Source organism: Tangfeifania diversioriginum (assembly GCF_900141875.1).
In the GTDB taxonomy this organism is placed as follows: Bacteria; Bacteroidota; Bacteroidia; order Bacteroidales; family Prolixibacteraceae; genus Tangfeifania; species Tangfeifania diversioriginum.
Genome location: NZ_FQZE01000001.1, coordinates 50341 through 71321 on the forward strand (window position 1 = coordinate 50341; position 20981 = coordinate 71321).

General features: G+C 42.2%; 19 protein-coding genes. 12 read left to right on the plus strand and 7 right to left on the minus strand.

The features are described from left to right. Positions 1 to 40: 40 nt before the first annotated feature. Both gdhA and BUC07_RS00245 read right to left on the minus strand, forming a co-directional pair. Entirely contained in the window at positions 41 to 1396 is a 1356-nt protein-coding gene (gene gdhA, locus BUC07_RS00240; RefSeq protein ID WP_073163821.1) for an NADP-specific glutamate dehydrogenase, read from the minus strand. Positions 1397 to 1977: 581 nt separating this feature from the next. Then, positions 1978 to 2976 carry an NAD(P)H-dependent glycerol-3-phosphate dehydrogenase gene (locus BUC07_RS00245; protein WP_073163823.1) on the minus strand — a complete coding sequence of 333 codons (999 nt, stop codon included), beginning with the start codon at positions 2974 to 2976 and terminating at the stop codon, positions 1978 to 1980. A gap of 189 nt (positions 2977 to 3165) precedes the next feature. Between BUC07_RS00245 and BUC07_RS00250 the strand changes: the two genes are divergently transcribed. The 6 genes from BUC07_RS00250 to BUC07_RS20485 all read left to right on the plus strand — a co-directional run bounded on the left by BUC07_RS00250 (position 3166) and on the right by BUC07_RS20485 (position 9366). Next, positions 3166 to 3360 (plus strand): FGGY family carbohydrate kinase, encoded by a 195-nt coding sequence (locus tag BUC07_RS00250; protein WP_073163826.1) that lies wholly within the window; start codon positions 3166 to 3168, stop codon positions 3358 to 3360. Positions 3361 to 3379: 19 nt separating this feature from the next. Further along, complete coding sequence (locus tag BUC07_RS00255; protein ID WP_073163829.1) at positions 3380 to 4306, plus strand: DUF6528 family protein; 927 nt, start codon at positions 3380 to 3382, stop codon at positions 4304 to 4306. 14 nt (positions 4307 to 4320) lie between these two features. Next, complete coding sequence (glpK, locus tag BUC07_RS00260) at positions 4321 to 5817, plus strand: glycerol kinase GlpK (RefSeq protein ID WP_073163832.1); 1497 nt, start codon at positions 4321 to 4323, stop codon at positions 5815 to 5817. Positions 5818 to 5861: 44 nt separating this feature from the next. Next, complete coding sequence (locus BUC07_RS00265; protein WP_073163835.1) at positions 5862 to 7439, plus strand: glycerol-3-phosphate dehydrogenase/oxidase; 1578 nt, start codon at positions 5862 to 5864, stop codon at positions 7437 to 7439. Then, on the plus strand, positions 7436 to 8188 hold the full coding sequence (locus tag BUC07_RS00270; RefSeq protein WP_245792580.1) for an MIP/aquaporin family protein: 753 nt from the start codon (positions 7436 to 7438) through the stop codon (positions 8186 to 8188). The genes BUC07_RS00265 and BUC07_RS00270 overlap by 4 nt, the downstream gene beginning before the upstream one ends. Before the next feature lie 236 nt (positions 8189 to 8424). Next, on the plus strand, positions 8425 to 9366 hold the full coding sequence (locus tag BUC07_RS20485; RefSeq protein ID WP_083578019.1) for a response regulator: 942 nt from the start codon (positions 8425 to 8427) through the stop codon (positions 9364 to 9366). A 56-nt stretch (positions 9367 to 9422) separates the two neighbouring features. On the opposite strand, the gene BUC07_RS00285 is transcribed toward BUC07_RS20485, so the two are convergent. Both BUC07_RS00285 and BUC07_RS00290 read right to left on the minus strand, forming a co-directional pair. Beyond that, positions 9423 to 10706, minus strand: coding sequence for a hexokinase family protein (locus BUC07_RS00285; RefSeq protein ID WP_073163841.1), 1284 nt, complete (start codon positions 10704 to 10706; stop codon positions 9423 to 9425). Positions 10707 to 10718: 12 nt separating this feature from the next. After that, entirely contained in the window at positions 10719 to 12095 is a 1377-nt protein-coding gene (locus tag BUC07_RS00290; RefSeq protein WP_073163843.1) for an alpha-L-fucosidase, read from the minus strand. A 298-nt stretch (positions 12096 to 12393) separates the two neighbouring features. Here BUC07_RS00290 and BUC07_RS00295 point away from each other — a divergent pair, with 298 nt between their 5' ends. After that, complete coding sequence (locus tag BUC07_RS00295; RefSeq protein ID WP_073163846.1) at positions 12394 to 12861, plus strand: putative molybdenum carrier protein; 468 nt, start codon at positions 12394 to 12396, stop codon at positions 12859 to 12861. 101 nt (positions 12862 to 12962) lie between these two features. Next, entirely contained in the window at positions 12963 to 14750 is a 1788-nt protein-coding gene (gene lepA / locus BUC07_RS00300; protein ID WP_073164340.1) for a translation elongation factor 4, read from the plus strand. A 64-nt stretch (positions 14751 to 14814) separates the two neighbouring features. Here lepA and rprY read toward each other — a convergent pair whose 3' ends face one another. The 3 genes from rprY to purN all read right to left on the minus strand — a co-directional run bounded on the left by rprY (position 14815) and on the right by purN (position 17756). Then, positions 14815 to 15504, minus strand: coding sequence for a response regulator transcription factor RprY (gene rprY, locus BUC07_RS00305; RefSeq protein WP_073163848.1), 690 nt, complete (start codon positions 15502 to 15504; stop codon positions 14815 to 14817). 2 nt (positions 15505 to 15506) lie between these two features. Next, complete coding sequence (locus BUC07_RS00310; RefSeq protein ID WP_073163851.1) at positions 15507 to 17075, minus strand: sensor histidine kinase; 1569 nt, start codon at positions 17073 to 17075, stop codon at positions 15507 to 15509. A 108-nt stretch (positions 17076 to 17183) separates the two neighbouring features. Then, entirely contained in the window at positions 17184 to 17756 is a 573-nt protein-coding gene (gene purN, locus BUC07_RS00315; RefSeq protein ID WP_073164342.1) for a phosphoribosylglycinamide formyltransferase, read from the minus strand. 185 nt (positions 17757 to 17941) lie between these two features. On the opposite strand from purN, the gene BUC07_RS00320 reads away from it, so the two are divergent. The 4 genes from BUC07_RS00320 to BUC07_RS00335 all read left to right on the plus strand — a co-directional run bounded on the left by BUC07_RS00320 (position 17942) and on the right by BUC07_RS00335 (position 20931). Next, entirely contained in the window at positions 17942 to 18178 is a 237-nt protein-coding gene (locus BUC07_RS00320; protein WP_073163854.1) for an acyl carrier protein, read from the plus strand. An 18-nt stretch (positions 18179 to 18196) separates the two neighbouring features. Then, complete coding sequence (fabF, locus tag BUC07_RS00325; RefSeq protein WP_073163856.1) at positions 18197 to 19438, plus strand: beta-ketoacyl-ACP synthase II; 1242 nt, start codon at positions 18197 to 18199, stop codon at positions 19436 to 19438. 6 nt (positions 19439 to 19444) lie between these two features. Beyond that, positions 19445 to 20176 (plus strand): ribonuclease III, encoded by a 732-nt coding sequence (gene rnc, locus BUC07_RS00330; RefSeq protein WP_073163859.1) that lies wholly within the window; start codon positions 19445 to 19447, stop codon positions 20174 to 20176. A 62-nt stretch (positions 20177 to 20238) separates the two neighbouring features. Then, complete coding sequence (locus tag BUC07_RS00335; RefSeq protein ID WP_073163862.1) at positions 20239 to 20931, plus strand: lipid-A-disaccharide synthase N-terminal domain-containing protein; 693 nt, start codon at positions 20239 to 20241, stop codon at positions 20929 to 20931. The last annotated feature ends 50 nt before the right edge of the window (positions 20932 to 20981 follow it).

Genomic DNA, 20981 nt, shown 5'->3' on the forward strand with positions numbered 1-20981 from the left:
GCCCTGAAACCTGTTCAAGAGCATTATTTCTAAAAAAATATTACACCAGTCCCTGGCTAATCATTGCATTGGCCACTTTAACGAAACCGGCAATATTGGCTCCCTTCACATAATTCACATTTCCATCCTTTTCTTTTCCATGTTTTGCACACATCGAGTGGATGTCTTTCATAATTGTCTTCAATTTTTCATCTACTTCTTCGCGGGTCCAGCTAAGACGCATGCTGTTTTGCGTCATCTCAAGGCCTGAAACGGCAACCCCACCTGCATTGGCAGCTTTTCCGGGAGCATATAAAATTTGGGCATTTAAAAATTTATGTTCAGCTTCGTATGTTGAAGGCATATTTGCACCTTCGGCTACCACAAAACAACCGTTTTTCAGCAAGGTATCAGCCTCTTCGCCGCTAATTTCGTTCTGGGTTGCACAAGGCAGTGCCACATCGCACTTAATGTGCCACGGTCGTTTGTTCTCGTAGTACTCCACATCATATTTCTCCGCATATTCACTTATTCTGCCCCTGTATCCATTCTTCAGCAATTTTACATATTCCAGTTTTTCGCGGTCAATACCATCGGGGTCATAAATTGTTCCGCTGGAATCAGAAAGGCTCACGGGCTTTCCGCCAAGGTCAAGTACTTTTTCAACGGCAAACTGGGCCACATTCCCCGAGCCTGAAATGGTAACAGTTTTTCCTTCCATGCTGTCATCTCTTGTTTTCAGCATTTCCTGTGCAAAGTAAACAGTACCGTAACCAGTAGCTTCAGGGCGGATTAAAGAACCTCCCCAGCCAACACCTTTGCCGGTTAACACGCCGGTAAATTCATTTCGCAGGCGTTTGTACTGCCCGAACAGGAAACCAACTTCGCGGCCGCCAACACCAATGTCGCCGGCAGGAATATCGGTGTAGGGGCCAATGTGCCGCGACAACTCAGTCATGAAGCTCTGACAAAAACGCATCACTTCATTGTCCGATTTTCCTTTGGGATCGAAATCGGAACCACCTTTTCCACCACCCATTGGCAACGAAGTAAGGCTGTTTTTCAGCACCTGCTCAAAGGCAAGAAATTTAAAAATATTCAGGTTAACAGTAGGGTGAAAACGCAACCCGCCTTTATACGGCCCAATGGCACTGTTCATTTCCACACGGTAGCCACGGTTTATATGAACATTGCCTTTATCGTCGGTCCAGGGCACCCGGAACATAATTACCCGCTCGGGTTCAACCATGCGTTCCAGAATTTTGGCTTGAATATACCTCGGATTTTTAATTAGGAACCCTGAAAGTGTTTCAACCACTTCCAATACCGCTTGTTGAAATTCTTTTTCTCCTGGATTTTTGGCCTCAACATAAGCCATAAAATCCTCAGTTAATTGATTTGGATTTTTGTAATTCATATATATTTATTTTAGTCTGTTGCTGTCAAACTCACCTATCTCGTACTTGCTTGTACTATTATTGATTGGGGAGGTTCATGAATTGTAGAGAGGGAAACTTTTTATACAAAAATAAAATAATTCAGGGAGGAGTTTCAAACTGTAAGTAAAAACAATAAAAAAATTACATTTTTTTAATTTTCGACAGCAAAATCATACTCATTCCGGTTTTTCGTGTATTATTCAAAAAACCAAATAACTAATTTTCAAAAGCTTATCTTCACTACCTTTTCACTAAAAATAACTCAAAACGTTTAAAAAATGAATTACAAAACTCATGAGCCGAACCTCAAAAGTATAAGAGAAAAGCTACAACCGGGCAGCTTTTAAAACATCCGTGTACTTAAAAAGACGGGTGAATTTAAGTTTCGCCAGTTCCATTCACCCTCCTGTTTCATCAAAAGTGAATATAAAAGCTTCCCCGGTTCCCAGTTGGACAATCAAATCGCACCATCGTAAAACAATGAATAACAACGATTAAAAAAATCAAACAAAACGCTTTTTGAAGCACTTAGCGTAAAGTATTTTTTGCGAAAAAAATTTCAACTTAATTTTTCAGTTAAACGAATCATTGCTTTTTTTGCCTGTTGGTTTTCATAAAGTATCGAGTGGACCATCTCGCAAACAGGCATGTCAACGTTGTAATTTTGATTAATTTCGTGAATGGATTTTGATGCATAATACCCTTCGGCCACCATATTCATATCGAGAAATGCATTTCGAACAGAATAACCTCTGCCAATGAGTGTCCCCAGTAACCGATTACGGCTGAACTGGGAATAAACCGTGACTAACAAATCGCCAAGATAAGCGGAATCTTTGATATCGCGGGTAATGGGGTGAACTGCATCCACAAACCGTTTCATTTCCCTGATTGCATTGGAAACCAACACTGCCTGGAAATTATCTCCGTACCGAAGTCCGTGGGCAATACCGGCACCAATGGCAATGATATTTTTCATCACCGATGTATATTCAGTTCCCCAAATATCATCGGAAGTGGAAGTAAAAATATAGCTGCTTTCAATCAGCCGGGCAAACCTGGCTGCTTTCGGTTCGTCGATATTTGCCACAGTGAGATATGAAAGTTTTTCCAGCGCCACCTCTTCGGCATGGCTGGGGCCGGCAATTACTCCAACATTTTCATAAGGCACATTGAAATACTTATTCAGGTATTCAACTACGAGGAGGTTTTCATGAGTTACAATTCCTTTTATGCCCGATAAAAAATATTTTGTACTGAGGTCTGATTTCAATCCGCTCAATATCTCCGGCAAAAAAGCCGAAGGAACGGCCAAAACAATAATGTCTGAATCATGCACAATCTCATCCACATCATTGTAAAAATTTATCCGCTCCGTTTCAAATTCCACACTTTGCAGGTAGCGCGGATTGTAACCCAGCTCTTTAAAACTTTCTATGGTTTCCGTTTTCCGAAAAAACCAATTGATTTGCCCCACATTCTCCAACAACATTTTGGCAATGGCCGTTGCCCAGCTCCCGCTTCCAATTATCCCTGCAGTGCTTGTTTTGATATTCATACAAAAAAAAATTAAGCGACAAAAATAGTAACAATTTTACAGCAGGCTTTGGTTATTTAAGCTCATTTTAAAATACCGCCAATTTTGGTTAGGCTTGCTATTTTTATGAAAGTGTATTGTTAAATATTCTTTAAATTCAAAGGATTTATTGTAAATTCATCCCCCTAAATCATTAATAAAATCTGAACCATGCAAAAATACATGCGTGCACTCAACTCGGGCACAACAAGCAACAGGGGAATTCTTTTTAACCACCGGGGAGAAATTACCGATACCGCCCAGCAGGAATTCGAACAAATTTATCCGCACCCCGAATGGGTGGAACACCGGCCGTCCGACATTTGGGAAAATAACCAAGATTTACAGTACTTATTTTTTTATTGAAATTTGAGAATAGGATATCATGCAATTCAATTATCAAAGTGTTTTAAGTGTAGCAATTATATCAACAGGCATACTGCTACTACTTAATTTGTCATCCTGTAGTAATTTAAGTAGTAAAGAAACAACCGAACCTGAAAACTTAGTTTTGGTCTGTGGAGACAGCAAGGTGTTAGTTGTAGATTTTTCAAATCAAAATAACACAACACCTTCAGTTGTATGGAATTGGGATGCCCATAATGCCACTGATTTACCATCAGACTATAGAATGAAAAAGTTTAACTCGATAGATGATTGCAAAGCAATTAAAGGTGGTAAAGAAATATTGATCTCATCTTCATCCGGAGCAATTGCAATCCTGAACAAAAAAGACAAAAAAGTTCTTTTTTATACTGAAGTTCCTAACGCCCATTCCATAGAACTTTTACCTGACGATAAAATTGTAGCAGCAGCCTCCACAGCCGAGAGAGGAAACAGACTAATGGTTTTTGATATCAATAATCCTGAAAAATTATTATTTTCTGATAGCCTTTATTCTGCCCATGGAGTTGAATGGGATGACAAAAGAAATTCGTTATTTGCTCTGGGATATGATGTTCTGCGAGAATATAAAATTATAGAGAATTTTAAACTTGAATTATTTGAAGAGTGGGAAATCCCGGGAATTAGTGGACATGATTTACAAATGACACCTGATGGAAATAATTTGTTTATTACTGAACATACAGGTGCGTGGATTTTTAATATAGAAAATGAAAAATTTAGCAAAATAGACAATTTTCCCGATGCTGAAAATATTAAAAGTATTAGTCAAAATAATCTTGGCCAATTTGTATTTACTGTACCAGAGGAAAGTTGGTGGACTTATCATGTAAATTTTCATAATCCTACTGCCAATCTTTCTTTTCCTGATATTCATGTTTATAAAGCACGGTGGTTTAAACCGTAAAAAAAAGATTTTTTATGCAAAAATTTATTCTCGCACTCGACTCGGGCACAACAAGCAACAGGGGAATTCTTTTTAACCACCTGGGAGAAATTACCGATACCTCCCAGCAGGAATTCGAACAAATTTATCCGCGCCCCGGATGGGTGGAACACCGGCCGTCCGACATTTGGGAAAGCCAGTTGAAAGTTGCCCGCGATGTCCTGAAAAAGCAAAAGGTTTCGCCTGCTGAAATTTCAGGAATTGGCATAACCAACCAGCGCGAAACCACCCTGATTTGGAACCGCGAAACCGGTGAACCGATTTACAATGCAATCGTTTGGCAAGACCGCCGCACCGCCGGCATTTGCGATAATTTAAAAAATCGCGGGCTGGAAAAAACGTTTGCTGAAAAAACCGGTTTGGTTATCGATGCCTATTTTTCAGGCACCAAAATAAAATGGATTCTCGATAATGTGGAAGGCGCACGCGAAATGGCAGAAGTCGGCAAACTGGCATTCGGCACCGTTGACACCTGGCTCATTTGGAAACTGACAAAAGGGAAACTGCACATTACAGATGTCACCAATGCCAGCCGCACCCTTCTTTTCAACATCCACACTTTGAAGTGGGACAAAGAACTGCTGGAAATCCTGGGAGTTCCGGAAAGCATGCTTCCCGATGTAAAATCGAGCAGCGAAATTTACGGAACCACGAGCAAGGATTTTTTTGACGAAGAAATTCCCATTGCCGGTATTGCCGGCGACCAGCAGGCAGCGCTTTTCGGACAAATGTGCGTTGATGAAGGAATGGTAAAAAACACTTACGGAACCGGCTGTTTTGTGGTAATGAACACAGGCAGCAAACCCATTGTGTCGAAACATAAACTTCTTACAACCATTGCCTGGCAGGTAAACGGCAAAACCACATATGCGCTTGAGGGAAGCATTTTTGTTGCCGGCGCAGTAGTTCAGTGGCTGCGCGATGAGTTAGGCATTATTCAGTCATCGGCAGAGATTGAAGAATTAGCCAGCCAGGTAGATGACAGCGACGGCGTTTCATTTGTGCCCGGTTTTGTGGGACTTGGCACCCCACACTGGGATCAATACGCCACAGGCACAATCATTGGATTAAGCCGCGGAACCAATAAAGCACATATTGCTCGCGCCGCGCTGGATGCCATCGCTTTTCAGTCGATGGAAGTAATGGAAACCATGGTGGACGACTCCGGAATTGAACTGCATGAACTGCGCGTGGACGGCGGAGCAGCGGTAAATAATCTTCTAATGCAAATTCAGGCAGAAGCGATTGGCAATAAAGTGGCACGCCCAAAAACTATTGAGACAACCGCTTTGGGAGCCGCGTATCTCGCTGGCCTGGCCACGGGTTTCTGGAAAAACCTGGAAGAAATAAAAAAACAGTGGCAAATCGACCGCACTTTTGTGCCGCAGGAAGATCCGGAAAAATTCAGGCAGGTTACCCTAAACTGGAAAAAAGCTGTGGAACGTAGCAAAGGCTGGTACGAATCACATTAAAGAAAATTCAGTCATAATAATTATATTGATTAATAATGAAGGGTATGGAAAGAGATTTATTGCTGAAACAAATAAAAAAGAACGAGTGGGACATCTTAGTAATCGGCGGTGGGGCAACCGGTCTGGGGTGCGCCGTAGATGCAGCTTCACGCGGTTACAAAACATTGTTGCTCGAACAGGTTGATTTTTCAAAAGGAACCTCGAGCCGCAGCACCAAGCTGGTGCATGGCGGAGTGCGCTACCTGCAACAAGGTGATGTTTCGCTGGTGTTTGAGGCGCTGAAAGAACGCGGCCTCATGTTTAAAAATGCCCCGCACCTGGTTACCAACCAGTCGTTTGTTATCCCCAATTATGAATGGTGGGGCGGGCCGTTTTACACCGTTGGTCTGAAAGTTTATGACCTCATGGCCGGCAAACTTGGGCTCGGGCCATCGAAACACCTCTCGCGGGCAGAAACCCTGGAAGCATTGCCAACCATTTCGGCAGAAGGACTTACCGGTGGAGTGATTTATCAGGATGGACAGTTCGACGATTCGCGCATGGCCATTAGCCTGGCTATGACAGCCAGTGACTTCGGTGCCACACTGCTCAACTACTGCAAAGTAACCAATCTACTTAAGGATGGTGAGCTAATAAACGGCGTTGAAGCAGTTGATGAAGAAACCGGTGAAAAATTCAATATTAAATCGAAAGTGGTGATCAACGCCACAGGAGTTTTTGCCGATGAAATTATCCACATGGACGAACCGGAAAAACCGCAAATGATTACCCCCAGCCAGGGCATTCACCTGATACTCGACAAAAGTTTCCTGCCCGGTGATTTTGCCATTATGGTTCCACATACTTCCGACGGCCGGGTAATGTTTGCCGTTCCGTGGCATAATCATATTGTGGTGGGAACCACCGATACGCTCATCGATAATTATTCGCTCGAGCCGGTTGCACTGAATTCGGAAATTGATTTTGTGCTCGAAACTGCCGGCCAGTACCTCATGAAAAAACCAACACGGGAAGATGTGCTGAGTGTTTTTGCCGGGTTGCGTCCGCTGGCAAAACCCGAAGGAGAAGGGAAAGCAACCAAGGAAATTTCGCGCGGGCACAAGGTTTTAATATCCGTTTCAGGCTTAATCACTATAATTGGCGGCAAATGGACCACCTACCGGAAAATGGCCGAAGACACCATTGAAAAAGCAATCATGCTGGCAGGGCTACCCGAAAGGGAATGCGTGACCAAACACCTGCCCATTCACGGGTTTCGCATGGACATCGATCCCTACACCGACCCGATGTCACCCTATGGAATTGACAAAGAAAAAGTGCTTTCCATTGGCGAAGAAGATAAAGCGTGGGATGGCTGGTTGAGCGAAAAACTGAAAATCCGAAAAGCGCAGGTGGCATGGGCTGTACGAACAGAGTGGGCACGCACCGTGGAAGACTTTTTGGCTCGCCGCACCCGGGCACTTTTCCTCGATGCCCGCGAGAGTGTTAAGCTTGCTCCCGATGTTGCTGAATTAATGGCGCAGGAACTGGGAAAAGATAAAAAATGGCAGCAGCAACAAGTTGAAGATTTCAAAAATATAGCTAAAAACTACTTCTTTGAAGACAAAAACGAAAACAAATGATGATTGAACTTTTTGGAGAACTTCTGGGCACATTCATTTTAATTGTCCTGGGAAATGGCGTAGTGGCCAACGTAAACCTCGATAAAACACACAGTCATGGAGCAGGTTGGATAGTTATTACTGCCGGATGGGGAATGGCTGTTTTCGTAGCCGTTCTGTCAACTGCCGATTTAAGCGGGGCACACATCAACCCCGCCGTTACACTGGGGCTGGCTTTCAGCGGTTTGTTTGAATGGGCCAAAGTAGCACCATTCATTTTGGCTCAAATGCTGGGTGCAATGCTGGGTGCCTTAACCGTTTACATTTTCTTTAAAAACCATTTTGACACCACGGAAACACCAGGGGTAAAAAAATCCTGCTTTTGCACGGCACCGGCCATCAGAAACTACACCAGTAACTTTTTCTCGGAAGTAGTTGGAACTTTTATCCTGGTGCTGGCCGTGTTGCTAATAACCATGCCCCAACTCGAGTATGAAAGTTTTGGGAGTACCAAAGTTGGGCTTGGTTCGCTGGGAGCTCTCCCTGTTGCACTGGTGGTTTTCGCTATAGGATTGAGTTTGGGAGGAACGACCGGTTACGCCATTAATCCTGCCCGAGATTTGGGACCGCGGATTGTTCACTGGCTACTTCCTGTAAGGAACAAAAAAGATAATACCGACTGGGCATATTCCTGGATTCCGGCACTGGGACCGGTTACAGGAGCTGCGCTGGCATCCCTGATTCATTATTTCATTAGTTGCAATTGCTGATTTTTTTCAAAAAAACACCTCTCAGGTTTGGTACTAAAAAAGATATCACTATATTTGAAGTGCAATACGTTCTGTATTGCTTGTGTGTTTGGGGGTTAAAATAAGAAGGGTAGCTGTTGAGCTGCCCTTTTCTTTTTCATTATTTTCCCGTCTTTAAAAATTTCCTTTAAAATAAAGTGGCTTCTTTTTTTTGTTAAAAATGAATATATTCGTGTTGTACTGTTACCTGTTCAACTATGAAAGATTACGATAATAACCTGAAAGCGATTATTGAGAATTTAAATTCATTGCAAGCCGGATCCCCAAAATTGAAATCAGAACTTCAGCAGGAAGTTGAAAAACTTTATCATGAAAAAGAATATTTTGCAGGCTTTTTTCGTGAGGCCCCGGTTGGGAACATTATCATCGATACCGGTTACCGGATTAAAGAAGTGAATAACACAACCAGCCGCTTGCTCGGAAAAGAAAGAAACACATTGCTTGGAATGGATTTTCTCCAGCTGTTTGACGATGGATACCATACTATTTTCAACAATTTCATGGAAGAAATTCAGTTGGGTAAAATTGATATCGATTGTGACCTGAAATTAGAGAAAAAGGATGGTTCCATATTCATACGGCTTTTTGCCAAACCATTTTCAGGTATCGACAGAGATGATACACTGTTTCAAATTATTTTCTTCGATGTATCAAAAGAAAAAAAACTGGAACAGAACCTGATGGAGGAAACCCGGGAATCGAGGAGTAATGAGCGGTTAAATTCAGCACTTGCAGCCGGAAAAAAACAAAAAGGGAAAAGCTCAAACGAAATCCTCAGTCAGCTTACTGTCTTAGTAACTGATGACGATGAAATTGCACGTATTTATCTCTCAAAACTTTTAAAAGGAAAGTGCAAAAAAATTCTTTTTGCACAAAATGGCAAAGAGGCCGTGGAACAGTACCAATCGAACGGCCACATCGACCTGGTGCTAATGGATGTTAAAATGCCGGTAATGGATGGTTACACGGCAACAATTAAAATTAAAGAACTGAATAAAAACTCCATAATTATTGCCCAAACGGCTTATGCACTGGCAAGCGATAAAGAAAAAGCCCTGGCCGCCGGATGCAACGATTATCTGGCCAAACCACTTATGAAACAGGATTTGTTTTCGGTGATTGAAAAGTTTTTCAAATAGCAATTGCAGGAAAAACCCTGGCGGTGCTGTTAACACCACCAGGATTAAAATTCAGTTTAATTTACAATTGCGGCAATTCCGGCTCCAATGAGGCTCGAATTGGGTACTTCCACAATCTCATAAAAACGGCGGTTTTCGCCCGAGAAGAATCCCTGTAAAAAGGCTTCAAACATTACCTGGAAGTTGTTCATTTTGTAGAACGTAGTTCCTTCAATGGTCATGAGCACGGGTTTATCGGCCGATTTTCCCTTGCCGGTTTTCAGGATAACCGCAGCCAGACTTGCAGCTGTTAGTTTTGCAGCACGTGTTATCAATGCGTTGATAATTTCAACAGCAGCCTCTTTGTCCTCCTTGCTTAAAAGAACTGTTGTAAGCGTATTTGCTGGCAAATCGATTCCACAAACGAAATTGTTAACTTCCACAGAAGTCAGTTCATCCATGTTTTTCATTTTAACCCTGGTTTCGGAACTGAAAACATCTTCGGCAGCAGCCATTTTCAACGCAGTGGTGCAGAGTCCGCCAAAATAGCCGCCGGAAATCATTTTTTCGAATGTGTAACGTCCGGGCTGTTTTGTAGTGTCATCAAATGCAATATCGATGTCGGTGCGCGGCATCATACTAAAATTCCCCGATTCGATGTTAATAATCATATTCCCTTTCGGGGCGAGATCAGCCGTTTTTGAAATATTTTTGTTTTTCTCGATGTAACATGCGTTGGTTCCCGTACCCAGGATAAAACCAATGTAGGTATCGAACTTACGCCCCGCTGTAGCAGCCTGACCGGCCAAAAGCGTGGAAACCGTGTCGTTCATCAAAAGGATCTTTTTTTCTGGTGTGCCCATTGCCTCAAGCAGGTTTTCGCCTACCATCTGACCAATCACTTCGGGAGCTTTTACCTCCTTGCTCCATTCCAGCAGTTTCCCGTCTTTGTTGGGAAACATCTCAACTGCATAGGAAAAACAAAATCCAATTTTTTCTGAAACATCCTTATAACTGGTAAGATAAGCAGCCAGCGTGGCAAAAAATTCCTTGTTCGACAACTCCTCATCGATGGCAGGCATTTTACGTTGCTGCAGGTTTTCAGTAACCAGATTCAGGTTGTTGTCGAATGTCATCTTCACCGCCCTGAAATTGGTACCTCCCGCATCGATGGCTACAACCGGCTCGTTGGGTTTAATTTTTCCCTCCGCTCCCAAATAGGTTGGAATCATTTGCAGCGATCCTGCTTTTCCTTCCAAACCGTTTTTCATTTCGGAAATAAAATCATCGGTAATCGATTTAATGTCAATTTCCGATGAATGCAATTTGTGTTTCTTTAAAAATTCTTGAGTTTTATTCATGTTACTAAATTTTTATAATGAATTTTCAATTTTAAATACCCATGCATACGGACTGGGATTTGTTACAGGCGTTAAAGCCGGTGGAGTAATGGTGACTGTATTTCCCGACTTTTTTAAATCGACTTTCCCATCGAAACCCAGCATGGAAACTTTTCCTGCATTTTTAATTCCGTTTACGGTAAACGGTTTTTCAGGAAATTTGGTGCAGAGAACATACAAATCATTTCCTTTTTTGGTGAAATAAACATTTTCTGCATCGTTGTTACCAGCACCTTCCCATTTGCGGGTTTTGTAAATGGCTTCGCCGTTCACATCTAGCCAGGCACCCATATCAAGCAAACGTTGCTGCTGGATCACCGGAATTCGTCCGTCGGCAGTGGGACCAATATCGAGCAGCAGGTTGCCGCCGCCGGCCACTTTTGCAATAAGCAGGTCCACAAGCGCATCCGAAGTCATGTAGTTGTCGAGGTCTTCAACCTGGTTGTACCCGAAAGAAGTTCCAATTCCCCTACATTCTTCCCACGGACGTTCCGCTTCGCCCACACCTTCGCGGTCGTGTACCAAATCATATTCAGTGGTGAAATATCCGCCGTGTACGCCACGGGTTTCTTCTCCCCAGCGGTCGTTTACACAAACCGTTTCTTTTACCGGCGACTCATTATACAGCCAGGCCAAAAACTCAGTGCTTTTCCATTTTTCACTGGGATGGTCCCATTCACCGTCGGTCCAAAAAATATCGGGTTCATAGCGGTTAACCAAATCTTTCATCTGTGGAATCATATGATCGTCCACATATTTTTCGAGATTGTTGTGATACAACGGATTGTACCATTCATAAAGCGAATAGTAAAATCCCATGTGCAGGCCGGCATCTTTCACGGCTGTGGTCAGATCGCCACACAAATCGCGGTGTGGACCAATATCCACACTATTCCAGTTCCAGCTTTGCTCACTGGGCCACAGGGTAAATCCTTCGTGGTGTTTCGAGGTGAGCACCACGTATTTGGCACCAGCTTTTTTAAACACATCCGCCCAATGGCCGGGATCGAAATGTTGCGCTTTCCACATGGGCGCAAAATCCTGGTATTTGAAATCCTCTCCATACATTTGGTTGTGGTAATCGCGGAAAAATTTACCAGCTTCACTGTCTTCATTTTTCCGCCACCAATACCATTCCGAATATTTGGCATAAATGCCAATATCGGCATCGGCAGGAGCCCAGGCCGGAACAGCATAAACTCCCCAGTGGATAAAAATGCCAAATTTCACATCTTCGAACCACTGCGGCACTGGCCGACTGTCAATTGATTCCCAGGTGGGCTGATACTTCTGTGCGTTTAGTTGAATTGCAAAAAACAACAATAGGATTGGTATAAATAATTTTTTCATTCTAGCTGGTTTTTATCGTTGAATAATTTTAGCTGTTAATTTCCCGAAAATAGTAAATTCGGGCAGTGTTTTCAGTTTTATGATGCAATAAATCACAAAAAAATACGAACAATGTGCCTTTCGCGTGTTAGTACAAAAGAAAATCCCGGGGCCTCTGCCCCGGGATCAAAACTAAACCTAACTAAACCAAACTTATGAAAAAACAGCAAATTGCGTTCTGACTGTAATGGTGTTTTATATGTGGATTAAAAATTTCATTTTAACTGTTTTCATAGCTACTAAATAACTTACAAATAATATGCCAAAAAAAATAATCTCAGGTGGACAGACAGGAGTCGATCGCGCTGCGTTGGATGTATGCATGGAACGAAAATTTCCGTCCGGCGGTTGGTGCCCTAAAGGACGACTGGCGGAAGATGGCGTTATAAACAGGGAGTACCCGCTTACAGAAACCAACGAGGCAGAATACAGTTTCAGAACAATAAAAAATGTGATAGATTCCGACGGCACAATTATCATTTCACCTGAAAATCTTTCAGGTGGCACCCAATTCACCTACCAAACTGCTATTGAAAGACAAAAACCTGTTTTGGTGATTCACCCCACAAATCAAATCAATTCGTCATTATTTTCTGAAGTTAAGGCATGGCTTCGCACTAATAAAATTGAAATTTTAAATATTGCCGGACCAAGGGAGAGCGAATGGCCCGAAGGCTACAAAACTGCCCGGGAAATAGTACAGGAAATTCTAAGGTTAATTCAATAAAAACCCTGCCCCAAAAGATTAGATTTCAATTTAATATTTCAAAAATTGAATATCTTTGCGCAAGCATAAAAATGGGCACAGATTATATGAAAACAGATTACATGAACAGGATACGGAATTTTTGCATTATTGCTCACATCGACCATGGGAAGAGTACCCTTGCCGACAGGATGCTGGTTCGCACCAAAACAATTGGCGACAGGGAAATGCGCGACCAGGTGCTCGACAACATGGAGCTGGAGCAGGAAAGAGGCATTACCATTAAAAGTCATGCCATACAAATGGACCATGTTTACAACGGAGAAGAATATAAACTGAACCTCATTGACACCCCCGGGCATGTTGACTTTTCATACGAAGTATCCCGATCGATTAAAGCCTGCGAAGGCGCACTCCTGATTATCGATGCCACACAAGGCATCCAGGCACAAACCATCTCAAACCTTTATCTGGCCATTGAACACGACCTTGAAATTATTCCGGTTTTAAATAAAATGGACCTTCCGAATGCAATACCCGAGGTGGTGGAAGACCAGATAATCGACCTGATTGGCTGCAAACGCGAAGATATTATCCACGCCAGTGGAAAAACCGGAATGGGGGCCGAGACCATTCTTGAAAGGATTATTGAAAAAGTTCCGCCTCCAAAAGGTGACCCCAACGCTCCTTTGCAGGCACTCATTTTCGATTCAGTATATAATTCGTTCCGCGGAGTAATTGCCTATTTCAAAATTATTAACGGGCAGCTGCGGACAAAAGATTTGGTAAAATTTGTAAACACTGACAAAGAATACAATGCCGATGAAATTGGCGTGCTCAAACTGGGCTTAAACCCCCGGGATATGCTTTCAGCCGGCGATGTGGGTTATATCATTTCAGGAATAAAAACCGCCAAAGAAGTTAAAGTGGGGGACACCATAACCCATGTGGAAAATCCTTGTCCCAAAGCAGTTTCTGGTTACGAGGAAGTAAAACCGATGGTTTATGCAGGTATTTATCCTGTTGATGCCGATGACTACGAAGACTTGCGTGCCGCAATGGATAAACTGCAATTGAACGATGCGTCGCTGACTTTTGAGCCCGAAGCATCGGCAGCACTCGGGTTTGGTTTCCGTTGTGGATTTTTGGGACTGCTGCACATGGAAATCATACAGGAACGGCTGGAACGGGAATTTGACATGAACGTGATTACCACAGTTCCTAACGTTTCGTACATGGCGCACCTGACCGACGGGTCAACGCTAAAAGTTTACAACCCGTCAGGAATGCCTCCCTCCACTTCACTCGACAATATTGAAGAACCTTTTATCAGGGCAAGTATTATTACCGCTGCCGATTATATTGGCCCTATTATGAACCTTTGCCTCGACAAAAGAGGCGAACTCGTGAATCAAAACTACCTGACATCCGAACGCGCCGAGTTAATTTTCAATCTGCCACTCGGTGAAATCGTTTTTGATTTTTACGACAAACTTAAAAGCATTTCAAGGGGATACGCTTCACTCGATTACTACGTTAGCGGCTATAAAGAAGCCAAACTGGTGAGGCTCGATATTCTTTTAAACGGCGAAATGGTGGATGCCCTTTCAACTTTGATTCATTTTGATAATGCCTACCCGTTTGGCCGCCGGATGTGTGAGAAACTAAAAGAATTGATCCCCCGCCAGCAATTCGACATTGCGATTCAGGCAGCTGTGGGGTCGAAAATTATTGCACGTGAAACAGTGAAGGCGATGCGGAAAGACGTTACGGCAAAATGCTACGGCGGCGACATTACCCGAAAACGCAAGCTGCTTGAAAAGCAGAAAAAAGGCAAAAAACGCATGAAGCAGGTAGGGAATGTAGAAGTTCCGCAAAATGCATTTTTAGCCGTGCTGAAAATGGATTAACGAAGTTGAATCTCACCCCTCTCCAGGTGAATGGAAGTACCGGGCTTAAAAAGTCCGGTTCCCGTTACAAAATTAACTTATAGCCTTTCCCGTGTACGTTTATTATTTCTACCGAAGGCTCATCTTTTAAATGTTTACGCAACTTTGTAATGTAAACATCCATGCTTCGTGCATTAAAATAATTGTCGTCAATCCAAATTGATTTCAACGCATAATTGCGTTCCAAAACTTTATTGGCATTCTGGCACAGCAGCTTGAGCAAATCTGATTCTTTGGTGGTGAGTTTAACCGTTTTTTCGTTGTCGGTTAAAATTTGTTTGCGCGTATCGAAAGTATATTTCCCCAACGTAAAAACCGGTTGCGAAGAAGACTGCGATTCCTGTGCGGTTCTTCTCAAGATGGCTTCAACCCTGAAAATCAGCTCTTCCATACTGAAAGGCTTTGTAATATAATCGTCGGCGCCCATTTTAAAACCTTCAATTACATCGTCCTTCAGGTTTTTGGCTGTCAGGAATATAATTGGAATATCAGCATTTACAATCCGGATATCTTTAGCAAGCGAAAAACCATCTTTTTTGGGCATCATGATGTCTAAAATGCAAATATCATAATGTTCTTTCATGAATCCTTTGTAAGCGGCTTCGCCATCGGGATAGAGGTCAGTTTCGAAACCTTTGGCAACCAGGTATTCTTTCAGGAGTAACCCGAGATTTTCATCGTCTTCTGCCAAAAGTAATTTTGTCTTTTGTTCCATGGTTATTTATTTATTTTAGGTAACAATATACTAAATTTCGTGCCTTTATTCACAGCACTATCCACTTTAATTTTACCATTGTGCAAATCCACAATCTTTTTCACGTAGCTTAATCCCAGGCCGAAACCTTTAACATCGTGCACATTTCCGGTGGGCACGCGGTAAAATCTGTCGAATATCTGGGCGTGGTGTTCTTTCGATATTCCAATTCCATTATCGCGAATACTAATCGTTACATGTTCATTTTTGCTTTCGGTTGCAACCATTATTTCAGGGGTGCCGTTGCTGTATTTCACAGCATTGTCGAGCAAATTAAATACCACGTTGGTAAGGTGGACTTCATCACCTTTAATCATTGCATTTTCGGCATTTAGTTCCGATTTGAGGGTGCCGTTTTTATTTTTCACCCTGAGCTCAAAATTATTAACCACATTCTTTATGGTGGCATTAATATCAAACTCTTTGAACTTCAGCTTTAGCCTGCCCTCGTTAAATACGGCCATTTGCAATACTTTTTCAACCTGAAAACTTAACCTTTTGCTTTCTTTACTGATAACCCTTGAAATATGTTCTATGGTATTGGGTGTATTGGCAACACTCCCATCTTCAAGCATTTGACTGGCCAGCGATATGGTAGAAATCGGCGTTTTCAGTTCGTGTGTCATGTTATTGATAAAGTCGTTTTTAATCATCGACAACTTTTTCTGCCTGAAAATCACCATGATGGCATAAGCAAATATCGCAATGAGCAGTCCGGTTAAAATTATGGTTGGGATAATGGTTAGCCCGGTTGCCCTCAACAAATAACCTGAGCGTTCCGGAAAATATACATATAGGTAATTGGGTTGTTTACCGTCGTAGTCGTAAGGAAAAAGCAGGCTGTGGTACTCTTCTTTTCGCTTGGGGTTATAATCGGCACTGCCCAAAAGAAACCGGTCCTGCCCCTGACTTGATGAACGAACTGCAAATTTATAATCGAGTTCAATTCCGGCTTCATTGAATGAATTCTCGATGAGTTGCTTCAAAACGGTTGAATCTATCCGCTCTTCAAGCGACCTTCCTTCTAAAATAATTTTATAGTTATACCAATTAATGTCCTGAAGGAAGCGTTCCCGTCTTCGCTCGAGGTCAAGATTAAATTCATGCAACCTGTCCATGAAAGTAGTTTCATTCTCATCATCAGGCGAAATTGAACCGGAAGAAGTCTGCGTTGAATCAGTAATTACAATCTGCAATTCCTCTTGGAAACCTCCGAAAATCCCCTGCTCAGAATAACGAAACCGGAAACTCCCAGACATTTGGCCAGAGCCTCTCCGTGGAAAAATATTGTAATTACCGGGCGATTTGTCGAAACCCGGAAGCTGGCCTGTGCGGGCACTTTCGCGTGCCAGGCGTTGCTCATCGAGTTCAAGCTGATCCACCACTCCCTTGAGCGCATTCGTTACCATCCGGTCGAATTGCTCCTCCCGAATCTCAGATGCTGTCTTAATCAGGTTGGTTTGTATTACAATTAACCCTGATAGCACCATTGCCATTAAGACAATTAATGTAACTAACATCTTTTTGCTCATGCCGCAAAGATAAATTTAATAAAAGGCTGGATGAAACACCATTAACAATATTTAACAGGAGCCCCCGAATTGTAATTTTTATTAAGCTTTGAAAATGCAATCAAAAAATCAATCCTCTTTTTTCAGAATATCTTCGATAACTGAAGGGTAATATTTGTATTCAAGTTCATGAACTTTCTGCGCCACGTCTTCAGGCGTATCGTCAGGCAACACCGGGCACCTGGCCTGAAAAATAATTTTCCCGTCGTCGTAAACCGTATTAACCCAATGAATTGTAATCCCTGATTCAGGATCTTTGTTTTCCACAACTGCCCGGTGAACATTCATGCCGTACATTCCTTTGCCCCCATACTCAGGCAGTAACGCCGGATGGATGTTTACGATTTTAAAATTATCGATTAAATTCCGGGGAATCAACCATAAAAAACCGGCCAAAACAATTAAATCGATGCCTCTTTCTTTTAAATTTTGAACTGTTTCTTCGCTTTCGTAAAGCTGTTGCCGGTTAAAAACCAAGGTTTCAACACCATATTTTTCAGCACGCTCAAGTGCGCCTGAACCAGGCTTGTTACTCCACAACGAATCAACTTCAATCAATTCATTTTCAGAAAAATAAACAATAATATTTTCGGCATTTGTGCCCGACCCCGAAGCGAATATGGCTATCTTCTTAACATTCATTTTATATTCATTTTTTACACTGGAACATTTGAATAATTCGTTCAAATTTAGGATATTGCAACTTTATCATTCAAACATTATAACATCTTTTTTATATTTTTTCTTTGAAATATAAACCGTAAATGTATTACTTTGCAGCGAATTATTTAAAAAGTCAAATTTAGTATTAACCAAAATTTAGAATTATGTCTGACGTTGCAGCAAAAGTAAAAGCAATTATTGTAGATAAATTAGGGGTTGACGAAAGTGAAGTAACCAACGAAGCATCTTTCACTAACGACCTTGGTGCAGATTCACTCGACACTGTTGAGCTGATTATGGAATTTGAAAAGGAATTTGATCTTGCAATACCGGACGACCAGGCTGAAAAAATTTCAACCGTAGGGGAAGCCATTAAGCACATCGAAGAAGCAACCAAGTAATCGAGAGAAAATTCATTTATGGAATTTAAAAGGGTAGTAATTACCGGAGTAGGCACCATAAACCCATTAGGCAATTCAGTCGATGAGTTTTGGGAAAACCTGAAAAAAGGTGTTAGCGGAGCCGATGAAATTTCCAATTTCGACGCATCGAAACAAAAAACCCGGTTTGCCTGCGAAATAAAAAATTTTGATCCGAACTTATACCTGGATCGCAAAGAAGCACGCAAGTACGACCTGTACACACAGTATGCACTTGCTGCGGCTAAGCAGGCAATGGAATCATCGGGGCTCGATTTGGAAAAAGTTGACCACGACCGTGCCGGTGTAATTTGGGGTGCAGGAATTGGAGGACTCCAGACATTTTTTGAAGAAGCCCGGAATTACAACGTGGACAACCCACGTTTTTCGCCTTTTTTTATTCCAAAAATGATTGCCAACATTGCAGGTGGATTAATTTCCATCAAATACCAATTCAGAGGGCCGAACTTCACCACAGTAACCGCTTGTGCATCGGCAACCCATGCCATGATTGAAGCCTTCAACATGATTCGGCTCGGTAAAGCAAAAGTAATGATTACCGGAGGCTCAGAAGCCGCAATCAACGAAGCGGGTGTTGCCGGATTTAACTCCATGCGGGCAATCTCTACCCGAAACGACGACCCCAAAACCGCTTCCCGCCCGTTTGATTTGGACAGAGACGGTTTTGTTATGGGTGAAGGTGCGGGCGCTTTCATTTTTGAAGAATATGAAAGCGCCAAACGCAGGGGAGCAAAAATTTATGCCGAAGTGGCAGGCGGAGGAATGTCGGCCGACGGATACCACATGACAGCTCCCGATCCTGAAGGCCGCGGTGCCAACCTGGTTATGAAATGGGCTCTTGAAGATGCGGAAATGAATCCCGAAAATGTGGATTACATCAATGTACACGGAACATCAACTCCGCTGGGTGACATTGCAGAACCTAAAGCTATTATTAAAACTTTTGGAGAACATGCGTACAAATTAAGTATCAGTTCTACAAAGTCGATGACAGGCCACTTACTGGGCGCAGCCGGAGCAGTTGAAGGAATTGCCAGCATCCTGGCCATTAGAGACAACCTGGTTCCGCCTACAATTAATCACTTTACCGACGACCCTGAAATTGACAACAACCTTGATTTTACATTTAATGTTGCCAAAGAGAGGGAAATAAATGTGGTTATAAGTAATACCTTCGGTTTTGGAGGGCACAACGCAACAATGGTTTTTAAAAAATTTTAAAAATCTGTGGTTAGAAGAATAGCACAACGAATAAAGCTCTTTTCGTCTCCTCGAAAAGAGTTTTATTTGTTTTTAAAAGAACTACTTGGATTTTACCCGGCCAACCTGAAACTTTACGACCTTGCATTTATTCATAAGTCGGCATCGGTTTTCGATTCGCAGGGCAACATGGTGAATAACGAAAGGCTCGAGTTTTTGGGAGATGCCATTTTAGGGGCTGTTATTGCCGATTTTTTATACAACCGGTTTCCGCAGCAAGACGAAGGTTTTTTAACCAAAACCCGATCGAAACTGGTAAACCGTTCTTTTTTAACCCGGCTCACTTTCGATATGGGGCTGAACATTTACATCAACTCTAACACAACCCAAAACATTGACAAAAGCCACATTTACGGCGATGCCCTGGAAGCATTAATAGGTGCAATTTACCTCGACAAAGGATACCTGGATGCCAAATACTTTGTCACAAAAAAAATTCTTTCGCAATTTGTCAACCTTAATGAAATTGAACAGAAAGATTCCAATTTTAAAAGCCAGCTGATTGAGTGGTGCCAGAAAAACAAAAAAGAAGTTGTATTTGAAACCACTGAAGAGGAAGCGAAAAATAAATCAAAACCCGCGCTTTTTGTGGCCGTGGCAAAAGTTAACAATAAAGTTTTTGGCAAGGGAACAGGAACCTCAAAAAAAGAAGCGCAGCAAAACGCAGCGCACGAAACATTGAATAAGCTAAAAAATTAGCCCTTGCTCCGAAACGGCTTTCGCACTTATAATTGCTATATTTGCACCCCGAAAAATAACAGATGAGCGACATTCTAATTTACGCAATCGGCTTTTTATCTCAAATCCTTTTTTTTGCCCGGAATATTGCCCAGTGGTTTTTATCTGAAAAAGAAGGAGAAGTAATTTCACCGGTGGTTTACTGGCAAATCAGCCTGGCAGCTTCCATATTGATGTTAACCTACGGGATTTTGCGGAATGACTTTGCCATTGTGCTGGGTCAAATTATCGTTTACATGATTTACATCCGCAACCTCCAGCTCAAAAAAGCATGGAAACTGATGCACCCCGCTACACGCATTCTGGCAATTGTAATTCCGCTAAGCTACATTGGCTGGCTGATGTTTAGCAGCACCCATAACTTCAGTTCCATTCTGAAAAACGAAAATGTCCCGCTTTTGCTTATGATTTGGGGTTCTGCCGGACAAGTCATTTTTACCTTTCGTTTTATTTACCAGTGGATTTATTCTGAAAGGCGAAAAAATTCCTTCTTGCCGCTCGGATTTTGGGTTATCAGCACCATTGGTTCGCTTATGATTTTCACTTACGCCATTTACCGCCTCGACCCGGTACTTTTTGCAGCACACAGTTTGGGGCTTTTTATTTATGTACGCAACATTTTGCTGCATTTGGGAAAAGGAAGCCTTTTTTCGAGGCTGAATAATATCCCTTTTATTAACAAGCTGATTCAGAAAGTCTCGGATAAAATAAAATAAAAGGCCAACTCATATTAGAATTGACCTTTTATACTGCCTGACAAAATAAA